The organism is Nesterenkonia alba DSM 19423 (assembly GCF_000421745.1).
Taxonomy (GTDB): domain Bacteria; phylum Actinomycetota; class Actinomycetes; order Actinomycetales; family Micrococcaceae; genus Nesterenkonia; species Nesterenkonia alba.
The window spans coordinates 91,495-111,954 of record NZ_ATXP01000007.1 but is presented as its reverse complement, the minus strand read 5'-3'; the positions used below and the strand labels follow the sequence as shown (position 1 = coordinate 111,954).

The window sequence follows — 20,460 nt, the reverse complement described above, 5'->3', positions numbered from 1 at the left end:
AGGAAGGAGATGGCCCATGCCTACGGCAGTCGTGACCGGTGCCGCCCGCGGGATCGGCCTGGCCACCGCGCAGACCCTGCATGCCGCAGGCTGGCAGGTGGCGCTGACCGATGTCGACCCCCTGGTGGCCGAGCGCGCCTCTGCCCTGGGCGCCGGTGCGAGGGGATGGGCGGCCGACGTCGCCTCCGCGCCCGACTGGCAGCGGCTGGTCGGCGAGGTGCGTGAGGAGCTCGGCCCGGTCGGTGCGCTGGTGCTCAACGCGCTGGCCACCGATGTCACGCCTCTGCATGAGATGACCCCGGAGTCATGGCAGCGTCAGCTCGACGTCAACCTCACCGGGGCCTTCCACGGGGTACGCGCCTGCCTGCCGGATCTGCGCGAGGGAAGGGGCGGCGTCGTCATCGTCTCCTCGGTGCACGCCCACTTCGGGCTGCCCGACGTCCCCGGCTATGCAGCCTCCAAGGCGGGGCAGACCGGGCTCACCCGTCAGCTGGCCGCGCAGTACGGCTCGCAGGTGCGGGTCAACTGTGTCACCCCGGGCCCCATCCGCACAGCGCAGTGGGACAGGGTGACCGAGGACCAGAGGGAACACAGCGCGGCCCAGACCGCATTGGGCAGACTGGGGGAGCCGGAGGAGGTCGCCGAGGTGATCGCCTTCCTCCTCTCGGAGAAGTCCTCCTACATGACCGGGGCCACGGTCGCCGTCGACGGCGGCTGGAGCATCACCAAGGACTCGGCATGAGCGAGCAGAACGTGTGTGAGGAGCTGAAGAGACAGTGGTGAGCGGCTATAAGGGACGAGGTGTGCACGGCAGCACCGTGGAGCTGCTGGGTGCCCGGATCGTCAACGGGAGCATCGCTCCCGGAGAGGTCCTGGACCTGCAGGAGATCGGCCAGGAGCTCGACCTCTCGCTGACCTCGCTGCGGGAGGCGATCAAGGTGCTGATGGCCAAGGGGCTGCTGGACGCCCGTCAGAAGAAGGGCACCTTCGTACGCCCCCGCTCTGAGTGGAACGCCCTGGACAGCGACGTGCTGCGCTGGCGGCAGACCGTGGGAGACTCCGAGGCGGTGCTGCGGGACCTCGCCGAGGTCAGGACCGCCATCGAGCCCCGGGCCGCCGCACTGGCCGCCGAGCGCCGCACGGAGGAGGACGTCGCCGCGCTGCAGGAGGCGCTGGAAGGGATGAAGGCCGCCCGCGGCGGCAGCGCCGACGAAGCCGCCCGCGCCGACCTCGTGTTCCACCAGGTGCTGCTGCGCGCCACCGGCAACGAGCTCTTCGCCCAGATGAGGGTCTTCGTGGAGCCTGCCCTGATGGTCCGCGATCAGCTCGTCCACGATCACAAGGTCGCCGATCCGGTCCCCTCCCACCAGCGGGTGGTCGAGGCGATCGTGGCCCGAGAGCCCATGCAGGCCGCCGATGCGGCGATGTCGCTGCTGGAGCAGAGCGTCGAAGACGTCACCCGCGTGCTGGGCGACGAGCGAGGAGAGAAAGCATGAAGATCACCAGGATCGAGACATTCTCCGTGCCGCCGCGGTGGGTCTTCTGCCGTGTGGAGACCGATGAGGGCATCGTCGGCTGGGGCGAGCCCGTGATCGAGGGCCGCTCGGAGACGGTGCGCGCCGCCGTCGGAGAGCTGTCCGAGATGCTCATCGGCCAGGACCCTCGGCAGATCGAGCGCCATTGGCAGAAGATGACCAAGGCGGGCTTCTACCGCGGCGGACCGATCCTCTCCAGCGCGGTCTCCGGGCTGGACCAGGCGCTCTGGGACATCCTGGGCAAGTCCCTCGGCGTGCCCGTGCACGTGCTTCTCGGCGGCCCGGTGCGGGACAGGGTCCGTATGTACGGCTGGATCGGTGGGGACGACCCGGCCGGGGTCGCCGACTCCGCGCGGCGGCAGGCCGAGGCCGGGCTGACCGCGGTGAAGATGAACGCCACCGGCCGGTGGGACCGCATCGCCGCAGCCCCCAGCATCCGCGAGGTGGTCGAGCGTGCCGAGGCGGTGCGGGAGGCGGTCGGTGAGGACTTCGGCATCGCCCTGGACTTCCACGGCAGGGTCGGTCCGGCCGACGCCCGCAGGCTGCTGCACGCCCTGGAGCCGGTCTCCCCGCTCTTCGTGGAGGAGCCGGTCCTCCCGGAGCTCGGCTCCCGGCTGCCGGCGCTGGCCGCCTCCACCACCATCCCGCTGGCCACCGGGGAGCGGCTCTACGACCGGGTCAGCTTCCAGCCGGTGCTCGAGGCCGGCGTCGCCGTCGTCCAGCCAGACCTCTCCCATGCCGGAGGGATCTCCGAGTCTCGGCGCATCGCCGCCCTGGCAGAGATGCACGGCGCGCTGTTCGCCCCGCACTGCCCGCTGGGGCCGCTGGCACTGGCCTCCTGCCTGCAGGTGGACTTCGCCACGCCGAACTTCCTGATCCAGGAGCAGTCCATCGGCATCCATTACAACGACGGCGCGGCCCAGCCCCTGGACTACGTGCTCGACACCGCCCCGCTGCAGTTCCCCGACGGCTGGATCCAGCGGTGGGACGCCCCCGGCCTGGGGGTGGAGGTCGATGAGGAGGCCGTGCGGGCCGCCGACGCCCGCGGCGGCAGCTGGCGCAACCCGGTCTGGGAGCACCCCGACGGCTCCTTCGCGGAGTGGTGAGGAGAAGGCCATGACACAGCAGAGCTTCATCGACCGGTTGGGCGATCACCGGCTGCTCGGCATCATCCGGGGCAGCGACCCGGAGGCCAGCATCGCCTCGGCGCTGGCGCTCGCCGAGGCGGGCGTTCGGTTCTTCGAGATCTCGCTGACCAGCGCCGGGGCACTCCAGGTCCTCCGAGAGGTCACCCGGCAGGCGGGCCGTGAGGTCGAGATCGGTGCCGGCACGGTGCTCACCGCGGCCGAGGTCGACGCCGCTCTGGAGCACGGGGCCGGCTATATCGTGACCCCGGCCCTGGCGCCCTCGGTGCCGTATGCGGTCTCTGCCCAGGTGCCGGTGCTGGCCGGGGCACTGACCCCCACCGAGGTGCTCAGCGCAGTGGAGCAGGGAGCGGATGCGGTCAAGATCTTCCCCGCAGGGCGGTTCGGTCCCGGCTATCTGAAGGACCTGCGCGGGCCGTTCCCGGAGGTCCCGCTGATCCCGGTCGGCGGAGTCGGGGCGGAGGACGTGCCGGGCTATCTCGCGCACGGCGCGCTCGCCGTCGGGGTGGCCAGCCCGCTCTGCGGCGACGCGCCCGACGGCGGCAGCCTCGAAGGTCTGCAGGCCCGTGCCGCAGAGTTCCTGCGGGCTGTGGCGCGGTGAGCGGCGCATCTGTGGCCGAAGGATCCGACGGCATCGACGTGCTCACCGTGGGCGAGACCATGACGGCGGTGCGCTGCGCAGGGCCTCTGCGGCTGGGCGGTCCGGCCCAGATCACCGTGGCCGGGGCGGAGAGCAACCTGGCGATCGGCCTGGCGCGGCTGGGCCATCGTGCGGCCTGGTCCGGCCGGCTGGGGCCCGATGAGTCCGCCGAGCTGATCCTGCGCACCCTGCGTGCGGAGGGCGTGGACACCAGCACCGTGGCCCGGGACCCGGAGGCCGGGACGGGGCTGCTGCTCTTTGAGCGGCGTCTGGCGGACCTCACCCGCGTGGAGTATCACCGGGCCGGCTCGGCCGGATCCCGGTGGAACGCCGGGGACATCGAGCCTGCGCTTGCCCTGAGGCCCAGGATCGTGCACGTCACCGGCATCACTGCCGCACTCTCTGGTGCGGCCCGGGAGGCGCTGAGCGACCTGGTGGCCGGTGCACGCGGACAGGGTGCGCTGGTCAGCGTGGACGTGAACTTCCGCGGCAGGCTCTGGAGCCGGGATCAGGCCCGGCCCATGCTGCGGGATCTCGCCCGCCGGGCCGACGTCGTCATCGCCTCCGAGGACGAGCTGGAGCTGGTGGCCGCCGAGCCGGAGGAGCTCCTGGAGGCCGGGGTGGGCGAGGTGGTGACCAAGCGCGGCGCGGCAGGAGCCTCTGCGCTGACCCGTGAGGGCGAGGTCTCCGTGCCGGCGCGGCGGGTGCAGGTGGTGGACACCATCGGTGCCGGGGACGCCTTCAGTGCGGGCTATCTCTCCGGGGTGCTGGACGGATGTGAGGTGGACCAGCGCCTGGCGCGCGGGGCGACGCTCGGGGCCTTCGCGGTGGCCAGCGCGGGAGACTGGGAGGGCCTGCCGACACGGGAGGAGCTTGCCCTGCTCGACGTCGACGAAGGAGAGAGCATCCGATGAGCGAGAACGTGACGGATCAGAAGCGCCCGGGTCAGAACCAGGCCGAGGGCTCTGTGGTCGCCGGCAGCTGGGAGCCAGTGGACCAGCGCCGCTGGCAGCTCGGTGAGGGCGCTCGGTACCTCGGTCCGGCCTCCGAGGGCCCCGGCGGCTTCGTCTGCGTGGACCTGCTGCGGGGCCGGCTCTTCAGCACATTGGGCGAGCCGGACGCCCAGCTGACCCTGCGCGCAGAGCTGGACCGTCCGCTGGGTGCTGTCGCCCTGCGGTCGGGCAGAGCCGGGAGCTGGGAGGAGAGCACCTGGGTCGCCGCCCTCGGGAAGGGGCTCTCGCTGCTGCGCGCCGAGGACGGCGTCCTGCAGGAGTCCGAGGTGCTGGCCTCCCCGGCGGAGCGTCAGGCCCAGCCCGAGCTGCGCGTCAACGACGCCGTCGCCGATCCGCACGGCCGCTTCTGGGTCGGAGCCATGGCCTACGAGGGCGACGAGGGGCAGGGCTTCCTGGCCCGTCTGGACCCCGACGGCGGCGTCGAGATCGTCCTGGAGGACATGTCGATCCCCAACGGGCCGGCTTTCAGTCCCGACGGGCGCACCATGTACTTAGCGGATACTCCCACTGGCCAGATCACAACCTACGATGTCGACCCCGCCACTGGCAGCCTCAGCGCACCACGGCCTTTCGTTCAAGTGGAAGAGGGCGGCCCCGATGGAATGACTGTCGATGCTCAAGGCTGCCTCTGGTCCGCAGTCTGGGGTGCCGCCTGCCTGCACCGGTACAGCCCCACCGGTGACCTGCTGGAGCGGATTCCTGTCCCGGCGCGGCAACCCACCAGTGTGGCGCTCACCGCCGAACCCCCGTACCGGGCGCTGGTGACTACCGCCGCCATCGGTCTGGAGACCTCCGCTGCGCACGACGGTCGGGTGCTCACCGCACCGGTCACCGTGGCCGGCATCAGCACCCCGGTCTACGGGTTGGGCGCAATAGACGTGACCTGAGCCACCGAAGCTGGCATGCTTATGCGGGGTCTGTGCACCGCTGAAGGACCGGACCTGCCTCGTACCGCCACCACCAGCTGAGGGAGACATGAACAAGACGACGGCGAATCTGGCCGATGGCCGGGAGATCTTCTTCTACGACGACGAACCCAGGCAGCGCACCGTCGTCGACCCTCGGGATATCGAATACGCCGGTGGAGGTTCTGAACTGCGCTGGGACCCGTTCCTCGCCGAGTACGTCGCCGTGGCTGCGGCCCGGCAGAACCGCACCCATAAACCCGCAGCGGACAGTTGCCCGCTCTGCCCATCCACAGAGGACCGACCCACCGAGGTGCCCCAGGCGAGCTACGACGTCGTCGTCTTTGAAAATCGTTTCCCCTCCTTCTCCGGGGGCCACGGCCGATGTGAAGTCGTCTGTTTCACCCCCGAGCACACCACCTCCCTGGCGCAGCTGAACACCCGGCGGCTACGCACAGTGGTCGACGCCTGGGCAGATCGGACTGAAGCGCTGCTGGGCAACTATGGGGTGGAACAGGTCTACTGCTTTGAAAACCGCGGCGAGGAGATCGGGGTGACCCTGCACCACCCCCACGGCCAGATCTACGGCTACCCCTTTATCACCCCACGCACGGAAAAGATCCTCGCCTCGGCGGCGGCACACCGGGAGGCCACAGGTGAGGACCTCTTCGCCACCACCCTGGCCGCCGAGCAGGCCGCAGGGGAACGGATCGTGGCCAGCAATGAGCACTGGACCGCGTTTGTGCCCTCATGGGCGCGCTGGCCGGTGGAGATCCACATCTACCCGCACCGTGACGTTCGCACCCTGCCGGAGCTCACCGAGGCCGAACGCGACGCTTTCGCCACCCTCTACCTGGACGTGCTGCGCCGGGGGGACAAGCTCTTCGCCACCCCGCTGCCGTACATCTCCGGCTGGCAGCAGGCGCCGGCCTCCGCAACAGGGGACTTCCGCCTGCACCTGCAACTGTTCTCCATCCGCCGGGCGGACAACAAACTGAAATACCTGGCCGGCTCCGAATCCGGGATGGGCGTCTTCATCAATGACATCCCCCCGGAGCACATGGCCGCCCGGCTGCGCCAGACCACCATCACCGCCGACGACGCCGAGGTGAGCGCCTGAATGCCCACTGTCGACATCACCGCGCTGAAGCAGACCTTCACCGAACTCTACGGACGTGACCCCCACGGCGTGTGGGCCGCCCCCGGCCGGGTCAACCTCATCGGAGAACATACCGACTACCAGGGTGGGTTCGTCATGCCCTTCGCCCTACCGCACGCCACCTACGCGGTGGCCGCCCGCCGCGACGACGGGGTGATCCGGGTCCACTCGGCGAACAACGGAGAGACTCACCAGGCCGAGGTCGCAGCCTTGCACCCGCAGTCCGTCCAGGGCTGGCCGGCCTATGTGCTGGGCATGTTCTGGTCCCTGAAACAGACCGGGTATGAAGTCTCCGGGGCGGACCTGGTCATCGAGACCGCGGTGCCTCAGGGGGCGGGGCTCTCCTCTTCGGCGGCCCTTGAGTGCTCCACCGGGCTGGCAGTCGCTGAGCTCAACGGGCACGACGTCGCCCCCCTCACCTTGGCGCAGATCGCTCAGCGAGCAGAGAACGACTTTGTCGGCATGCCCTGCGGGTTGATGGACCAAATGATCGCCATGCTGGGCCGCGAAGGACACGTGGTGCAGTTCGACAACCGTAGCCTTGAGGCCGATATCGTGCCGTTCAACGCCGAAGGTGCGCAGATCCTGGTGGTCGACACCAAGGCCCCGCACCGGCTGGTTGATGGGGAGTACGCCGCACGCCACCAACAGTGCCAGCAGGCCGCCGAGCTGCTGGGCATCGGCCAGCTGCGCGAACTCAACGACCCCGGTGCCCCGACCCTCAGCGATGTCCTCACCCGTCTTGAGGACGAGGTGCTGCGCAAGCGAGTCCGCCACCAGGTCACCGAAAACCAACGGGTGCTGGAAACCGGGCAGGCACTGGCCGCCGGTGACCTGGTCACCGCCGGGGAACTGATGAGCGCCTCCCACGCTTCGCTGCGGGACGACTACGAGGTGACCGTCCCGGAGGTCGACCTCGCCCAGGAGACCCTGGTGGAGGCCGGAGCCTACGGCGCCCGAATCACCGGTGGCGGGTTCGGTGGCTGTGTGATCGCCCTCGTGCGGACCGGAGACACTGACCGGCTCGCCGCAGCGGTGCAGGATGCCTACGCCCAAGCCGGCTACACCGAGCCGGGTCCGTTCGTCGCGGTGCCCTCGGCCGGTGCCCGGCGCATCGAGTGAGACGATCGGAGCCGCTATGACTCAACCGCTGCGGGTAGCGGTGATCGGCCACGCCTTCATGGGAGCCGCCCACACCCATGCCTGGCGCACCGCCTCCCGGTTCTTTGACCTGCCGTACACGCCTGAGGTGACGTTGCTGGTGGGTCGTGACCCCGAACGCACCGCCGCAGCCGCGACTCGGCTGAACATCGCTGAGACCAGTACCGACTTCTCTCAGGCGGTGAACCGGGAGGATATCGACGTCGTCGACATCTGCACCCCCGGCAACACTCACGCGGAGATCGCGGTGGCCGCGCTCGAAGCCGGTAAGCACGTCCTGTGTGAAAAACCTCTCGCCAATACCGTCGCCGAGGCCGAACAGATGACCGCCGCCGCAGAGCGAGCAGCCCACCGCGGAGTCCACAGCTTCTGCGGATTCAGCTACCGCCGCGCCCCCGCACTGGCCCTGGCCCAGCAGTTCGTCGCCGAAGGTCGACTCGGTCAGATCCGACACGTCCGTGCCCAATACCTGCAGGACTGGTTAGCCGATGCGGATGCACCGCTGACCTGGCGGCTGGATAAGGACACCGCTGGAAGTGGAGCCTTAGGCGATATCGGCGCTCACTCTATCGACGCCGCCCAGTGGGTCGCCGGGCAGCGGATCGAGGGGGTCTCGGCGATGCTCCACACGTTTGTGCCCACCCGCCCGCTCACCGGAGACACCCAAGGGCTCGGGGGAACCGGCAGCGCAGAAGCCGCCCGCGGAGCCGTGACCGTCGACGATGCCGCCGCCTTCACCGCCCGGTTCAGCGGCGGGGCAGTCGGAGTGTTCGAAGCCACCCGCTTCGCCCTGGGTCGGCGCAACGCCAACCGCCTGGAGATCAACGGATCCCACGGGTCGGTGGCCTTCGACTTCGAGCGGATGAACGAGCTGCAGTACTTCGACGGCCGAGAGGAGCAGGCCGCCCAAGGTTTCCGCACCATCCAGGTGACCGACGCCGTCCACCCCTACACCGACCACTGGTGGCCGGTGGGACACGGCTTGGGCTACGGGGATCTCTTCGTCCACCAAGTCGCCGACGTCGTCGCCTCCCTGCACAGCCGGCACCCGGCTCAGCCGGACTTCGCCGAGGCGCTCGATGTCCAGCGGGTCCTTCACGCCGTGGAGACCTCCGCCGGTGAGAACAGCCGATACACCCCCGTGGAAAGGCACCAGGTATGACCAAACGAGCGCTCATCGTCCGCGGCGGCTGGGAGGGCCACCAACCGGTGGAGACCACCGACTTCTTCCGCCCCTTCCTCACCGCCAGCGGCTACGAGTACACCATCCACGACTCCCCGGAGATCTACGCCGATGAGCAGACGATGGCTGCCACTGACCTCATCGTGCAGTGTTTAACCCAATCGACCATCGAGAAGGAACAGATCGCCGGGCTGCGCACCGCCGTGGAGGCCGGCACGGGGCTGGCCGGCTGGCACGGTGGCATCATCGACTCCTTCCGGGCCAGCGATGACTACCTCCACCTGATGGGCGCTCAGTTCGCCCACCACCCCGGAAAACACCCCGAGGAGCGTATCGGGGAACAGTCAGACAACTACATCCCCCACCGCATCGACATGCTCCCGGCAGCTGCCGAGCACCCCATCACCCGCGGTATCGACAGTTTCGAGCTGGTCACCGAGCAGTACTGGGTGCTCCACGACCAGCTCATCGACGTGCTGGCCACCACCACCCTGCCGGCCCGAGAATTCGACCCCTGGCACCGTGAACACGTCAGCCCCGCGGTGTGGACCCGGCAGTGGGGCAAAGGCCGGATCTTCGTGGCCACCCCCGGCCACCGGGTGGAGAACCTCGAGCACCCCAGTGTGCGGACCCTCATAGAACGCGGCATGCTCTGGGCCAGCCGGTGACTCCCAGGGTGAACACGGCAGGGTCCGCGGTCAGCACATCAGCGGGGCTGCGCATCGGCATCGTCGGCGCCGGGGTCATCAGTGCTCAGTACCTCGCCACGATCGCCCGACTGCAGGACCTGCGGCTGACCGCAGTGGCTGATCTTGACCTGCAGCGGGCGCGCGCGGCGGCCGAACCCCACGGTGCCCGCGCCCTCACCGTGGAGCAGTTAGTGGAAGCCGAGGACGTCGACGTCGTCCTCAACCTCACCATCCCCGCCGCCCACGCGGAGATCACCCTGGCGGCGGTGGCCGCGGGGAAACACGTCTACGGGGAGAAACCCCTGGCCGCCAACACCGCTGAGGGGCATCAGATGCTCACCGCCGCTCAGGAGGCCGGATTGGTGGTCGGCTGCGCCCCCGATACGTTCCTCGGTACCGGGGTGCAGACCGCCCGCCACGCGCTCGACGACGGCGTCATCGGCACCCCAGTCAGCGCCACCGCGACCATGGTCACCCCCGGACACGAACGGTGGCACCCCCACCCGGACTTCTACTACCAGCCCGGCGGGGGACCGTTGCTGGACATGGGTCCGTACTACATCACCGCCCTGATGACGCTGCTGGGGCCGGTGAGCCACGTGATGGGAGCAACCTCCGCACTCCGGAAGGAGCGAATCATTGGCTCCGGGCCCCGGGCCGGGGAACAGATCCCCGTGCGTACCGCCAGCCACGTCACCGGCATCCTGATCCACACCAGTGGGGCGATCTCCACGCTGGTGACCAGCTTTGACGGCACCGCCACGCAGGCGGCCCCGATCGAGATCCACGGCACCGAAGGGTCTCTGGCCGTTCCGGACCCCAATACCTTCGGCGGCACGGTCTCAGCTATCACCACAGGCCACCAGTGGCAACAGCTCCCCGTTGCTGCTGGGTACCGCCAGGCCGCCCGTGGGTATGGACTGGCCGATCTGTACTGGTCCGGGGCTTTCACTGGTGCCCCGCAGGCCGGACGGGCTCGGGGCGAGCTGGGCCTGCACGTGCTTGAGGTCATGGAGAGCGTGCTCTTAGCGGCAGAGACTTCTCAGGCAGTCACCCTCACCACCTCTGTCCAGCGCGCGGCTGCGGTCGCACTCGACCCCCGGTAGAGGATCTCCGCTTCTCCGGCGGCGCTCCGTGGAGGCTGGCGAGCAGGCGTTACCGGTGAGTTTTGACACATGTCTGATGCGGGACATACGGTTGTAAATCGATTTAATCCGTATCACCACCCCTGAGGACGCACCATGACTGACAACACCCCTGTGCGCCGTCGTGCTCTCAAGCTCACTGCCGCTGCCTGTGCGGGCATCCTGGCCCTGAGCGCCTGCGGTAACGGCGGAGACGACGACGGCGAGATCACCTTGACCGTGGCCTGGTGGGGCTCCGACACTCGCCACCAGAACACCTACGACATCATCGAGGCCTACGAAGAAGAGAACCCCGGAATCCGCATTGAGCCGCAGTACGGCGACTGGGACGGGTACTGGGACCAACTGGCCACACAGTTCGCCGGCGGAGACGGCCCCGATGTCATCCAGATGGACGACAACTACCTGCGCGAATACGGTGAGCGCGGGCAGCTGCTGGAGCTGACCGAGGTGGACGTCTCCGAGCTCGACGAGGATGCCGTGGAGAACGGTCGCACCGAGAACGAAGGCCTCATCGGTGTGACCACCGGTATCAACGCCATGGTGCTGCTGGCCAACCCGGACATTTTTGAGCAGGCCGGTGTGGAGATTCCCGACGACACCACCTGGACCTGGGATGACTACCGGGAGATCGCCGCCACCATCACCGAAGAGGTTGAGGACGTCTATGGGGCCACGGGCCCCGGACAGCCGCCGGACCTGCAGATGTGGCTGCGCCAACAGGGCCAGCACCTGACCACCGAAGAGGGTGAACTCGGTTTCGACGCCGCCGACGCCGAAGAGTACTTTGAGCACCTCCTGCAGTTCATGGAGGAGGGTGCCTATCCGCCGGCTGCGGTCATTGCTGAGGACCAGACCCCGGGTCCGGATGAGTCGATGACCGGCTCCAATGAGGTTGCCATGGGGATGTGGTGGACCAACCAGGTGCCGGCGATCTCCGAGGCTGCTGGAGTGGACATGGTGCCGCTGCGGATGCCATCCCAGACCGGCAATGCCGAGGAGAACGGCATGTGGTTCAAGTCCACCATGCTGTGGTCGGCCAATGCCGGCACCGACCATCCAGAGGAAGTCCAGGACTTCATCGAGTGGATGGTCAACTCCGAGGATGTCGCCCTGATGAACGGTACCGACCGTGGGCTGCCCTCCCACCCGGCCGGACGGGAGGCCGTGCTCGAGGAGCTCGACGGGCCGGACCTGACCTCCGCGGAGTTCCTGCTGGAGATCGAGGATGAGGTGGCCGCCCAGGATGCTGAGCCGGTTCCGGCTATGGGCTTCAGCGCGATGCAGGAGATCCTCCGCCGCTATGAGCTTGAGGTCTTCTTCGAACGCCAGAGCCCGGCCGAGGCCGCTGAGGCCATGATCGCTGAGATGGAGTCCGAAGTCGGCGCTCCGTGAGCATGACAACGAGGACGGGATGAGCAATCCCTGAGCAGGTGGGGTGTCGCCGTATGGTGGCACCCCACCGTTGTCTGTGGTGAGGGGTTAAAGGCCCACGGAGGATTCGCGGATGACCAACTGTGGCTCGACCACCTCGCGGGAGCCTTCCGGTACGGCACTGTCCAACGCCAGGGACAGAAGCCGGGCGGCCCGGCGGCCAATCTCCTTGAACCGGAAGTCGACGCTGGTCACCGGGGGTTGACCACCGCTGACCAGCGGATCCCAGTTGTCGAAGCTGGCCACCGCAATGTCCTCAGGGATGCGATAGCCCATGGCCTTGACGGTTTCGATGATCCCCCGGGTGATCCGATCACTGCCCCCGATGATGGCATCGACCGGATGATCCCCCTCCATGAGTACACGGGCAGCGGCACGTCCCCAGGTTTCAGTCCAGGAGCCGAACAGTGGTCTCGCTGTGAGGTTCAGATTGTGCTCCGCCAGCACAGAGGTAATTCCTTCCACGCGTTCCTGTGCTGCGGAGTAGGCCGGGTCCCCGGAGATGTGGGCGATGTTCCGCCGTCCCAAAGCCAGCATGTGCTCGGCGACCAGCTCTCCGGCCCGGACATTGTCAGTGGTGACGCAGTGGTCGTTGTCATCTTCGGAGGCCGCATAAGCGTAGACCACAGGCATGGGAACTCGATGGCTCACCGACGGCCGGGTGTCCGGACGGGCGCCGACCACAATGAGCCCGTCGACCTGTCGACTGACCAGCGCGCGGAGGTGGTGACTTTCCCGGATGGGATCACCCCGTCCATCGCAGAGGAAGACCGAGGTCCGGTCCGCACCGAAAGTATCCTCAGCACCCATGAGGATGGGCAGGCTGAACCGTCCTTCGAGATCATCGGTGATGAGCCCGACGGTGCCAGTGCGGGTGGTGTGCATCGCCTGAGCCAGAGCATTGGGTGTGAAGCCAAGGTCTTCGGCAACGTGCCGTACGCGGGCTTGGGTCGCCTCGCTGACCTGACCACGGCGACCGTTCAATGCTTTGGAAGCCGTGCTGGGGGAGACGCCGGCCGTTGCGGCCACATCACGCAGTGTCACGCGTTTTCGGTGTATTTCCATTGCAGCTCCCGGATGTACCTTCCATGGCAGTAGGCCTGACAAGGATACCTGCTATATCCCCTCAATAAGGTATTGCATGTGATCTACCTCACTGCTATGTTGAGCGAAAACGATTTCGGTCGTTTCTCGCACCGCTCATAGAGGAGGAATCCCATGTCACCCACTCGAAGCCTTGCTACCGGGGCAGCGCTCACCGGATTGCTGGCCGTTTCAGCCTGCGGTGGAGACGCCGCCGGGGATGAGGAACAGACGCTGACCGTCTGGCATTACTTCGCCGAAGATGCTCAGGTCGAGCTGATGGATACCTACAAAGAGAGATTCGAAGAAGCCCATGACGGCGTCACCGTGGAGAACGTCTACGTCCCCTATGACGAGATGAACTCCCGCTTGGTCAACTCCGCCGGCGCGGGGGAAGGTCCCGACGTCGCGGTCTTCAACGGAGCCGAAGCCTCCATCTTGGCCCTGGGTGGAGCGCTGGCCCCTATCGATGAGTACTGGGAAGGCTTCTCCGATGCCGACCTCATCTCCGACTCGGTGTTGCACGAAGTCGACGAGGAACTCTACGCCGTGCAGGGTTACGTCAATTTGCTGGGTCTCTGGTACAACGCAGAAATCCTCGAGGAGATCGATGTGGAGGCGCCCACCACCATGGAGGAACTGGAAGCGGCCATGGCCGAGGCCTCCGAAGCGGGGTACCGCGGAATCACCCTCACGGGATTGCCTAACTCTCAAGGGGAGTGGCAGGCCTATCCCTTCCTCAGCGAAGAGGGGTTCAGCTACGAATCCCCGGAGGAGGAAGCTCTGGTCAATGCTTTCACCCGGGTCGAACAGTGGGTCGATGAAGGCTGGCTCTCCCAAGAAGCGGTCACCTGGGACCAGACTGTTCCCTTCCAGGAGTGGTCCGCCGGGGACACCGCCTTCGCGGTGAACGGCAACTGGCAGCGCGGTAACGCCGAGGCCGACGCCGACTTCAACTACGGCGTGGTGCCACTGCCCCTGTCCGAGAGCGGCCAGGTCTACCTGGGCGGTGAGGGACAGGGCATCGGGGTCAACAGCGAGAACCCAGATCTCGCCTGGGAGTACCTCGAGTCCACCTACCTCGACCCCGACGGACAGTTGGAAGCCCTCGAGATCGTGGGATCGCTGCCATCACGCTCAGATGCTGCGGAGGAAGATCTCGTCACTGAGGATGAGATTCTCGCACCCTTCAGTGAAACGGTTTCCCAGTTCGGGGCGACCTACCCCGATGGCGTCATTCCGCCGGAATCGGTGGGAGACGTTCAGGTGGGAATGGCCCAGGCCTGGAGTGCCGTCATCGGCAAGCAGTCCTCACCAGAGGATGCCGCCGCTGACGCCATGTCGGTCCTTGAGAGCCTGCCTGAGCAGTGACAGCAGTTCCGGTTGTTCCCAGTCGGGCTCGCCGGCGGGGGTGGCATAACTCCCGCCGGCACCTGATCTTCGCGCTTCCGGCAGCCCTGTTCATGGCGGTCTTCGCCGTCTACCCGCTGCTGCAGCTGGCCTGGATGAGCGTCCACGACGTCACCCAGGCCACGTTGAACCAAGGCGGTTGGGATTTCGTCGCCTGGGATAATTTCCTGCGCGGCTTCACCGCCGGAGAAAGTCCCGCCGCCATTGTGCGCACCCTGGTGGTGGTCTGCATCGTGACCGTCGCGGGTATGCTGCTCGGCCTCGCTGTGGCGATCGCCTTGCGCACTAAGGGGTGGTGGTCGGCAGCACTGTTAGCGCTCATGGTCTTTGTGTGGGCCTTGCCCCCGGTGGTCAATGGCTCGGTATGGAAGTTCCTCTTGGCCGAAAGTGGACTGGTCAACACGCTGCTGGGCTTCATCGGGATCAGCCCGGTGCCCTTCCTTTATGACCCGCAGTGGGCGTTGATCTCGGTCGCCTCGGTGGCGGCCTTCGCCGTCATCCCATTCAACGCCCTGGTTTTCCGGGCCGCGCTGATGGCCATCCCACCGGAGATCTTCGAAGCAGCGGCCGTCGACGGCGCCACACGATTCCAGGAAATCCGTCACATCATGCTCCCTGCAGTGCGTGGAACCACGCTGGTGCTCTTCGTGCTCACGGTCGTCTACGGTTTCCGCAGTTTTGACTTCATCTACGTGATGACCTTCGGCGGCCCGGGGACGGCGACAGCGACCCTGCCCTTCCTGGGATACCTCCAAGCCTTCAACCGATACGACTACGGCCTGGGTTCGGCCACATCGTTCCTCGCCGTCGTCGGCGTGCTCGTGCTGGCGGGGGTCTACGCACGCACCATCGGAAAGGAGGAACGGTCATGAATACCAGCGCCGGACCGGTCGCGATCCTGACCAAGCTGTTCTTCACCCTGCTCTACGGGGTACCGATGGTGTGGATCGTTCTGACCTCCTTCAAACGTTCCTCGGATGTCTTCGATCCTTCTGCGGCCTTCGTCTTCGAACCCACGGTCCAGGCCTATACCCGGAATCTCAACAGCAACCTCTTCGATGCGCTCCAGCAGTCGGTCAGCATCGCAGTGGGAACCACGGCCCTGGTGCTGCTGATTGCGGTTCCGGCGGCCTATGCCCTGGCACGAGTGGCCCACTGGTCGGTCACGCTGGGGCTGGTGGCCCTCATCGTGCTGCAAATGATGCCCCAGACCGCACTGGTTATCCCATTGTTTCGGCACTTCGGCCAGTGGGGACTGTTGGACTCCTTGACCGGGGTCATCATCGCCGACACAGCCCTGCTGGCACCCTTTGCCACCTTGTTACTGAGACCTTTCTTCCGAGCGGTTCCCATGTCATTGGAAGAATCAGGCTCTCTCGATGGGGCCGGTATGTTCCGCACCTTCTGGTCCATCGTGCTGCCATTGGCGCGCAACGGGGTCTTGACCGTCGGATCGATCACGTTCCTGCTGGCCTGGGGAGAGTTCCTCTACGCGGTGAGTTTCATGCTCAGCCCCGGCGGTTACCCCCTCTCGGCTCTGCTGGCCCAGCAAGTCTCCGCCTTCGGCATCGACTGGCCTGGCTTGATGGCCTTAGCGGTGCTGACCTCGATTCCCATCCTCATTGTGTTCGTTTCAAGCTACCGGCTGCTCCGCGACGGATTAACCGTCGGGGCAGTCAAGTGACCCCGTCTGGAGACGTATTCGATATGACTATTTCCCCCGTTCAACCCCGTGCCGGCCGCTTCCGACCGCTCGGCATCGAGGAGGTCACCCTCGAGGGTGGCTTCTGGGGGCAGCGCCAGGAGCTGACCCACTCGGCGGTCATTCCGCATGTCGAGCACTGGATCGAGAAGACAGGGTGGGCGGCGAATTTCGACCGTGCAGCAGCCGGTACGCTCCCTGCGGGAAGAAGCGGTCGGGAGTTCTCCGACTCTGAGGTCTATAAGCTGCTCGAAGGGATGGCCTGGGAAATCGGCCGCACCGGAGACCAACACCTCGAAGCGCGTTTCCAGGCCCTCAGCGCCCGGGTCGCTGCCGCGCAGGAAAGCGACGGCTACCTCAACACCATGTTCGGACGACCAGGGCAACAGCCCCGCTACTCTGATCTGGAATGGGGGCACGAACTCTACTGCTTCGGTCACCTCATTCAGGCCGGGGTCGCGCGGGCCCGTTGCTACGGAGAGGACCTGCTGGTACGCACTGCGGTGGCGGCTGCTGAGCACGTGTGCCGAGAGTTCGGCGCGCCCGATGACCCGCGCATCTGCGGACACCCAGAAATCGAAACAGCACTGGCCGAACTCTCTAGGGTCACCGGGGACACGAAATACCTCCGCCAGGCGCAGCAATTTATCGAGCGGCGGGGACGGGGCGCGCTGGGGAAGATCTTCTTTGGACAGGAGTACTTCCAGGACGACACACCGGTCCGGACAGCGACCACGTTACGGGGGCACGCGGTCAGGGCCCTGTACCTCTCCTCTGGAGCGGCCGACGTCGCCATCGATACTGGAGATGACGAACTTCTCACCGCCGTGTCGAATCAGCTCACCAGCGCACTGGCCCGGCGCACGTACCTCACCGGCGGAATGGGCGCCCACCACGAAGGGGAGGCCTTCGGTGGGGACTTCGTGCTTCCCCCCGACCGCTCCTACTCTGAGACCTGCGCCGGCATCGCCTCGGTCCAGCTGAACCATCGTCTGCTATTGGCCACCGGTGATCCGGTGCACGCTGATGCCATCGAACGCACGCTCTATAACGTCATCGCTGCCGCCGTGGCGCAGGATGGGCGCAGTTTCTTCTATACGAACACCCTGTATCAGCGTGTTGCCGGGGACTCCCCGGACCAGGAGGAACCGAGCCCCCGAGCCGCCTCCAGTGTGCGGGCTGCCTGGTTCGACGTCTCCTGTTGTCCCACTAACTTAACCCGCACATTAGCGTCCTTGGGCGCCTACGTGGCCACTGCCGATGATGACGGTCTCCAGGTGCATCAGTACATGCCAGGTACGGTGGAGACCACACTTGCCGGTGGCCGGAGGGTCACCCTGCGTATCGAGACCGACTACCCCTATGCCGGCAGTGTGCGCATCCACGTGGTGCAGGCCCCCGAAGACTGGCGACTGAGCCTACGCGTCCCAGCATGGGCGCAGGGGACTCGCATCTGGTGGGGCAGCCACGAGCCGGTCAGCGCTGATCCTGGCAGTTTCCACATTCCCGGGACCGGTGAGTCGCAGACGGGCCTGGCAGCCGGGGACACGGTCACCGTGGAATTACCGGTGGCCCCCCGCTGGACCTGGGCCGACCCCCGGGTTGATGCCGTGCGCACACACGTCGCGGTCGAATGCGGTCCGGTGGTCATGGCCCTGGAATCCACGGACCTGCCAGCAGAGATGGTCCGCCAGGGAGTCAGTGATGTCTCCGGAGTGCGCGCTGATCCCCGATACCCGTTACGCGGGGAAGGTAAGACCGTCTACGTGCCGGTGCGGGCCCATCGGGACACCGACCGTGCCTGGCCCTATGCGCCGACGGCCACCCCCGAACCCGGTGAGAGTGATGATGTGCTCTTCATCCCGCTGATCCCTTACCACCGCTGGGGCAACCGCGGGCCCGCCACCATGCGCGTCTGGTTGCCCGAGGTGCCAGCAGCCAGTGCTCAGCTACGTCAGCGGCACACCGAGGCCTCCCCCTGATGTGACCCTGGTGAGGTGCCCCGCTGCCGTGAGCACCTTGGATGAGGGGGACATCACTTTATCGATAGGGTGGTGCCGAGCCACTGCCCTTCAGGGGTAGATACAGCCTGGCACCTGAGGGTGCCCGGAGACCTCCGAACCAAGGAGAGAGATGAGCACCAACCGCGCACGCACTGACTCAGCACCTGAATACCGCTGGCCGGAGAAAGTCCCCGGACTGGCCTATGGCGGGGACTACAACCCCGAGCAGTGGCCCCAGCAGACCCGGCTAGAAGACATCGAGTTGATGACCGAAGCCGGAGTGAATCTGGTCAGCGTGGGTATCTTCTCCTGGGCGATGCTCGAACCACGTCAGGGCGAGTACGACTGGGGCTGGCTCGATGAGACCCTCGACCGGCTCGCTGAGGCCGGTATCTACGCGGCTTTGGCGACCGCCACGGCCTCCCCGCCGCCATGGTTGACCCATCAGCACCCCGAGATCCTGCCCCAGACGGCTGAGGGTGTCACCCTGTGGCCTGGGGCCCGCCAGGCATACTCGGTCTCCAACCCGGTCTTCCGCGACTACGCCGTGGGCATGACCCGAGCTATGGCAGAACGCTATGCCGACCACCCCGCCCTGGCACTGTGGCACGTGGACAATGAGATCGGCTGCCACAATTCCCATGACTTCTCCGACGACGCCGCTGCGGCCTTCCGCCGGTGGCTTGAGTCCCGCTACGGGACAGTGGAAAATCTCAACGCCGCGTGGGGAACGGCCTTCTGGTCCCAGCGGTATTCCAGTTTTGAGGAGATCTTGCCTCCGCGCACTGCGCCCATGTTCGTCAATCCCACCCAGAAGTTGGACTTCTACCGGTACTCCTCCGATGAGCTGCTCAGCTACTTCCGGGACATGAAAGCCGTACTGCGTGAGGTCACCCCTGATGTCCCGGTGACCACTAATTTCATGTGCACCACCCGTTCGAAGAACATGGACTACTTCGACTGGGCCGACGACATGGATGTCATCGCCACCGATCACTACACCATCGCCGATGACCCGCAGCGCCACATTGAACTGGCCTTCAGTGCTGACCTCACCCGCGGTGTGGCCCGCGGCAAGCCGTGGATGCTCATGGAGCACTCCACCTCCGGGGTGAACTGGCAGCCGCGGAACCACACCAAGCCCCCGGAGGAGATGCTCCGCGACTCCCTGGGGCACGTGGCCCGGGGAGCTGATGCGGTGATGTTCTTCCAGTGGCGGCAGTCCAAAGCCGGTGCGGAGAAATACCACTCGGCGATGGTGCCCCACGGGGGCCGTGACACTGACGTCTACCGCACCACCGTGCGCCTCGGGGATGCGCTGAAGCAGTTGGAGCCGGTCAAGGGCACTGAGGTCACCGCTGAGGTGGCGGTGCTCTTCGACTACGAGGCCTGGTGGGGAGCCGAACTGGACTCCCATCCCAATAATGACTACTCCTATCCGGAGGAGGTGCTGCGCTGGTACCGCGGCCTGTGGAATCTCGGGGTGACCACCGACGTCGTACATCCCAGTGATGACCTCAGCGGGTACCGCAGCATCATCGTCCCGGGGCTTTACCTCACCGACGACGCCACAGCGGAGCGGATCGCCGAGGCCGCCTCCCGAGGAGCTAGCGTGCTGGTCACCTACTTCTCCGGCATCGTTGACGAGTACGACAATGTCCGCCTGGGCGGTTACCCGGGGGCATTCCGCCAACTGCTCGGTATCCGCACCGAGGAGTTCTGGCCTGTGCAGCCGAACGAGCGAATCACCCTGGATGATGGCAGCACCGCTGACTTCTGGAGCGAGAAGATCACCGTCACCGACTCCGGTTCTGGTGCCGCTGAGGTGGTGCGCCGTTTCGCGACCCTTCAACGGGTCGATGACCCTGCCGCTGCCGCTGCGACCACAGCGCCGACCGGTATCTTCACCCTGGCGGGGCTACCCGCGGTGACGCGCAACACCGTCGGCGAAGGGGCAGGGTGGTACGTGGGCACCCGGCCCGACGACGACGCGGTGAAGAGCATTCTCACCGAGGTGCTCACCGAAGCCGGTGTCGCCCCGGAGCATGAAGACGCGCCCGAAGGGATCGAAGTGGTCCGGCGCCGCAGCGAGACCGAAAGCTTCCTCTTCGTCTTCAACCACACCGGCAATGACGCCAAGCTCAAGGTCAAGGGGCACGAACTGCTCAGCGACAGCAAGATCAAAGGCAAGCTGAACGTCCCTGCTGGAGGAATCGCCGTCGTCCAGGAGACATAGCCGCCCGCCGTGCCCAG

The 20,460-nt window shown here is 66.6% G+C and carries 18 protein-coding genes; 17 read left to right on the top strand and 1 reads right to left on the bottom strand.

The features are described 5' to 3' along the window. The first annotated feature begins 16 nt into the window (after positions 1–16). The 12 genes from H578_RS0107100 (at position 17) to H578_RS0107045 (ending at position 11,970) form a co-directional block, all read left to right on the top strand. Complete coding sequence (locus H578_RS0107100) at positions 17–742, top strand: SDR family NAD(P)-dependent oxidoreductase (RefSeq protein WP_022873001.1); 726 nt, start codon at positions 17–19, stop codon at positions 740–742. Positions 743–779: 37 nt separating this feature from the next. Then, positions 780–1,496, top strand: coding sequence for a FadR/GntR family transcriptional regulator (locus tag H578_RS0107095; protein WP_028464033.1), 717 nt, complete (start codon positions 780–782; stop codon positions 1,494–1,496). Continuing rightward, the gene (gene dgoD, locus H578_RS0107090; RefSeq protein WP_022872999.1) at positions 1,493–2,641 is read left to right on the top strand and encodes a galactonate dehydratase; all 1,149 of its coding nucleotides are present in this window, start codon (positions 1,493–1,495) and stop codon (positions 2,639–2,641) included. The genes H578_RS0107095 and dgoD overlap by 4 nt, the downstream gene beginning before the upstream one ends. A 10-nt stretch (positions 2,642–2,651) precedes the next feature. Then, positions 2,652–3,281, top strand: coding sequence for a bifunctional 4-hydroxy-2-oxoglutarate aldolase/2-dehydro-3-deoxy-phosphogluconate aldolase (locus tag H578_RS0107085; RefSeq protein ID WP_022872998.1), 630 nt, complete (start codon positions 2,652–2,654; stop codon positions 3,279–3,281). Next, positions 3,278–4,234 carry a sugar kinase gene (locus H578_RS0107080; RefSeq protein ID WP_245554942.1) on the top strand — a complete coding sequence of 319 codons (957 nt, stop codon included), beginning with the start codon at positions 3,278–3,280 and terminating at the stop codon, positions 4,232–4,234. Before H578_RS0107085 ends, H578_RS0107080 begins: the two co-directional genes overlap by 4 nt. Beyond that, positions 4,231–5,220, top strand: a complete 990-nt coding sequence (locus H578_RS13955) for an SMP-30/gluconolactonase/LRE family protein (RefSeq protein ID WP_022872996.1) — start codon at positions 4,231–4,233, stop codon at positions 5,218–5,220. Before H578_RS0107080 ends, H578_RS13955 begins: the two co-directional genes overlap by 4 nt. Positions 5,221–5,308: 88 nt before the next feature. Continuing rightward, positions 5,309–6,358, top strand: a complete 1,050-nt coding sequence (gene galT / locus H578_RS0107070) for a galactose-1-phosphate uridylyltransferase (protein WP_022872995.1) — start codon at positions 5,309–5,311, stop codon at positions 6,356–6,358. Continuing rightward, positions 6,359–7,519, top strand: a complete 1,161-nt coding sequence (gene galK, locus H578_RS0107065) for a galactokinase (protein ID WP_022872994.1) — start codon at positions 6,359–6,361, stop codon at positions 7,517–7,519. Positions 7,520–7,535: 16 nt separating this feature from the next. Next, positions 7,536–8,720, top strand: coding sequence for a Gfo/Idh/MocA family protein (locus H578_RS0107060; protein WP_022872993.1), 1,185 nt, complete (start codon positions 7,536–7,538; stop codon positions 8,718–8,720). Beyond that, positions 8,717–9,409, top strand: coding sequence for a ThuA domain-containing protein (locus H578_RS0107055; protein WP_022872992.1), 693 nt, complete (start codon positions 8,717–8,719; stop codon positions 9,407–9,409). Before H578_RS0107060 ends, H578_RS0107055 begins: the two co-directional genes overlap by 4 nt. Before the next feature lie 8 nt (positions 9,410–9,417). Continuing rightward, positions 9,418–10,536 carry a Gfo/Idh/MocA family protein gene (locus H578_RS0107050; RefSeq protein WP_022872991.1) on the top strand — a complete coding sequence of 373 codons (1,119 nt, stop codon included), beginning with the start codon at positions 9,418–9,420 and terminating at the stop codon, positions 10,534–10,536. Between the two features lie 135 nt (positions 10,537–10,671). After that, positions 10,672–11,970, top strand: a complete 1,299-nt coding sequence (locus tag H578_RS0107045; RefSeq protein ID WP_022872990.1) for an ABC transporter substrate-binding protein — start codon at positions 10,672–10,674, stop codon at positions 11,968–11,970. 87 nt (positions 11,971–12,057) lie between these two features. Here H578_RS0107045 and H578_RS0107040 read toward each other — a convergent pair whose 3' ends face one another. Continuing rightward, positions 12,058–13,038: a LacI family DNA-binding transcriptional regulator gene (locus H578_RS0107040; protein WP_245554940.1), complete on the bottom strand. Its 981-nt coding sequence runs from the start codon at positions 13,036–13,038 to the stop codon at positions 12,058–12,060. A 189-nt stretch (positions 13,039–13,227) separates the two neighbouring features. On the opposite strand from H578_RS0107040, the gene H578_RS15600 reads away from it, so the two are divergent. The 5 genes from H578_RS15600 to H578_RS0107015 all read left to right on the top strand — a co-directional run bounded on the left by H578_RS15600 (position 13,228) and on the right by H578_RS0107015 (position 20,443). After that, positions 13,228–14,463 (top strand): sugar ABC transporter substrate-binding protein, encoded by a 1,236-nt coding sequence (locus tag H578_RS15600; protein ID WP_022872988.1) that lies wholly within the window; start codon positions 13,228–13,230, stop codon positions 14,461–14,463. After that, the gene (locus H578_RS0107030) at positions 14,460–15,374 is read left to right on the top strand and encodes a carbohydrate ABC transporter permease (RefSeq protein WP_022872987.1); all 915 of its coding nucleotides are present in this window, start codon (positions 14,460–14,462) and stop codon (positions 15,372–15,374) included. The genes H578_RS15600 and H578_RS0107030 overlap by 4 nt, the downstream gene beginning before the upstream one ends. Next, the gene (locus H578_RS0107025; RefSeq protein WP_022872986.1) at positions 15,371–16,186 is read left to right on the top strand and encodes a carbohydrate ABC transporter permease; all 816 of its coding nucleotides are present in this window, start codon (positions 15,371–15,373) and stop codon (positions 16,184–16,186) included. The genes H578_RS0107030 and H578_RS0107025 overlap by 4 nt, the downstream gene beginning before the upstream one ends. Positions 16,187–16,209: 23 nt before the next feature. Then, positions 16,210–18,186, top strand: a complete 1,977-nt coding sequence (locus H578_RS13945) for a glycoside hydrolase family 127 protein (protein ID WP_022872985.1) — start codon at positions 16,210–16,212, stop codon at positions 18,184–18,186. A 151-nt stretch (positions 18,187–18,337) separates the two neighbouring features. Then, positions 18,338–20,443, top strand: a complete 2,106-nt coding sequence (locus H578_RS0107015) for a beta-galactosidase (RefSeq protein WP_022872984.1) — start codon at positions 18,338–18,340, stop codon at positions 20,441–20,443. The last annotated feature ends 17 nt before the right edge of the window (positions 20,444–20,460 follow it).

Bases quoted from the DNA above. Each gene is read 5' to 3' on its own strand.
- galT (WP_022872995.1), top strand. From the start codon at position 5,309: ATGAACAAGACGACGGCGAATCTGGCCGATGGCCGGGAGATCTTCTTC.
- H578_RS0107015 (WP_022872984.1), top strand. From the start codon at position 18,338: ATGAGCACCAACCGCGCACGCACTGACTCAGCACCTGAATACCGCTGG.
- H578_RS15600 (WP_022872988.1), top strand. From the start codon at position 13,228: ATGTCACCCACTCGAAGCCTTGCTACCGGGGCAGCGCTCACCGGATTG.
- H578_RS0107045 (WP_022872990.1), top strand. From the start codon at position 10,672: ATGACTGACAACACCCCTGTGCGCCGTCGTGCTCTCAAGCTCACTGCC.
- H578_RS0107025 (WP_022872986.1), top strand. From the start codon at position 15,371: ATGAATACCAGCGCCGGACCGGTCGCGATCCTGACCAAGCTGTTCTTC.
- H578_RS0107100 (WP_022873001.1), top strand. From the start codon at position 17: ATGCCTACGGCAGTCGTGACCGGTGCCGCCCGCGGGATCGGCCTGGCC.
- galK (WP_022872994.1), top strand. From the start codon at position 6,359: ATGCCCACTGTCGACATCACCGCGCTGAAGCAGACCTTCACCGAACTC.
- dgoD (WP_022872999.1), top strand. From the start codon at position 1,493: ATGAAGATCACCAGGATCGAGACATTCTCCGTGCCGCCGCGGTGGGTC.
- H578_RS13945 (WP_022872985.1), top strand. From the start codon at position 16,210: ATGACTATTTCCCCCGTTCAACCCCGTGCCGGCCGCTTCCGACCGCTC.
- H578_RS0107060 (WP_022872993.1), top strand. From the start codon at position 7,536: ATGACTCAACCGCTGCGGGTAGCGGTGATCGGCCACGCCTTCATGGGA.
- H578_RS0107085 (WP_022872998.1), top strand. From the start codon at position 2,652: ATGACACAGCAGAGCTTCATCGACCGGTTGGGCGATCACCGGCTGCTC.
- H578_RS13955 (WP_022872996.1), top strand. From the start codon at position 4,231: ATGAGCGAGAACGTGACGGATCAGAAGCGCCCGGGTCAGAACCAGGCC.
- H578_RS0107055 (WP_022872992.1), top strand. From the start codon at position 8,717: ATGACCAAACGAGCGCTCATCGTCCGCGGCGGCTGGGAGGGCCACCAA.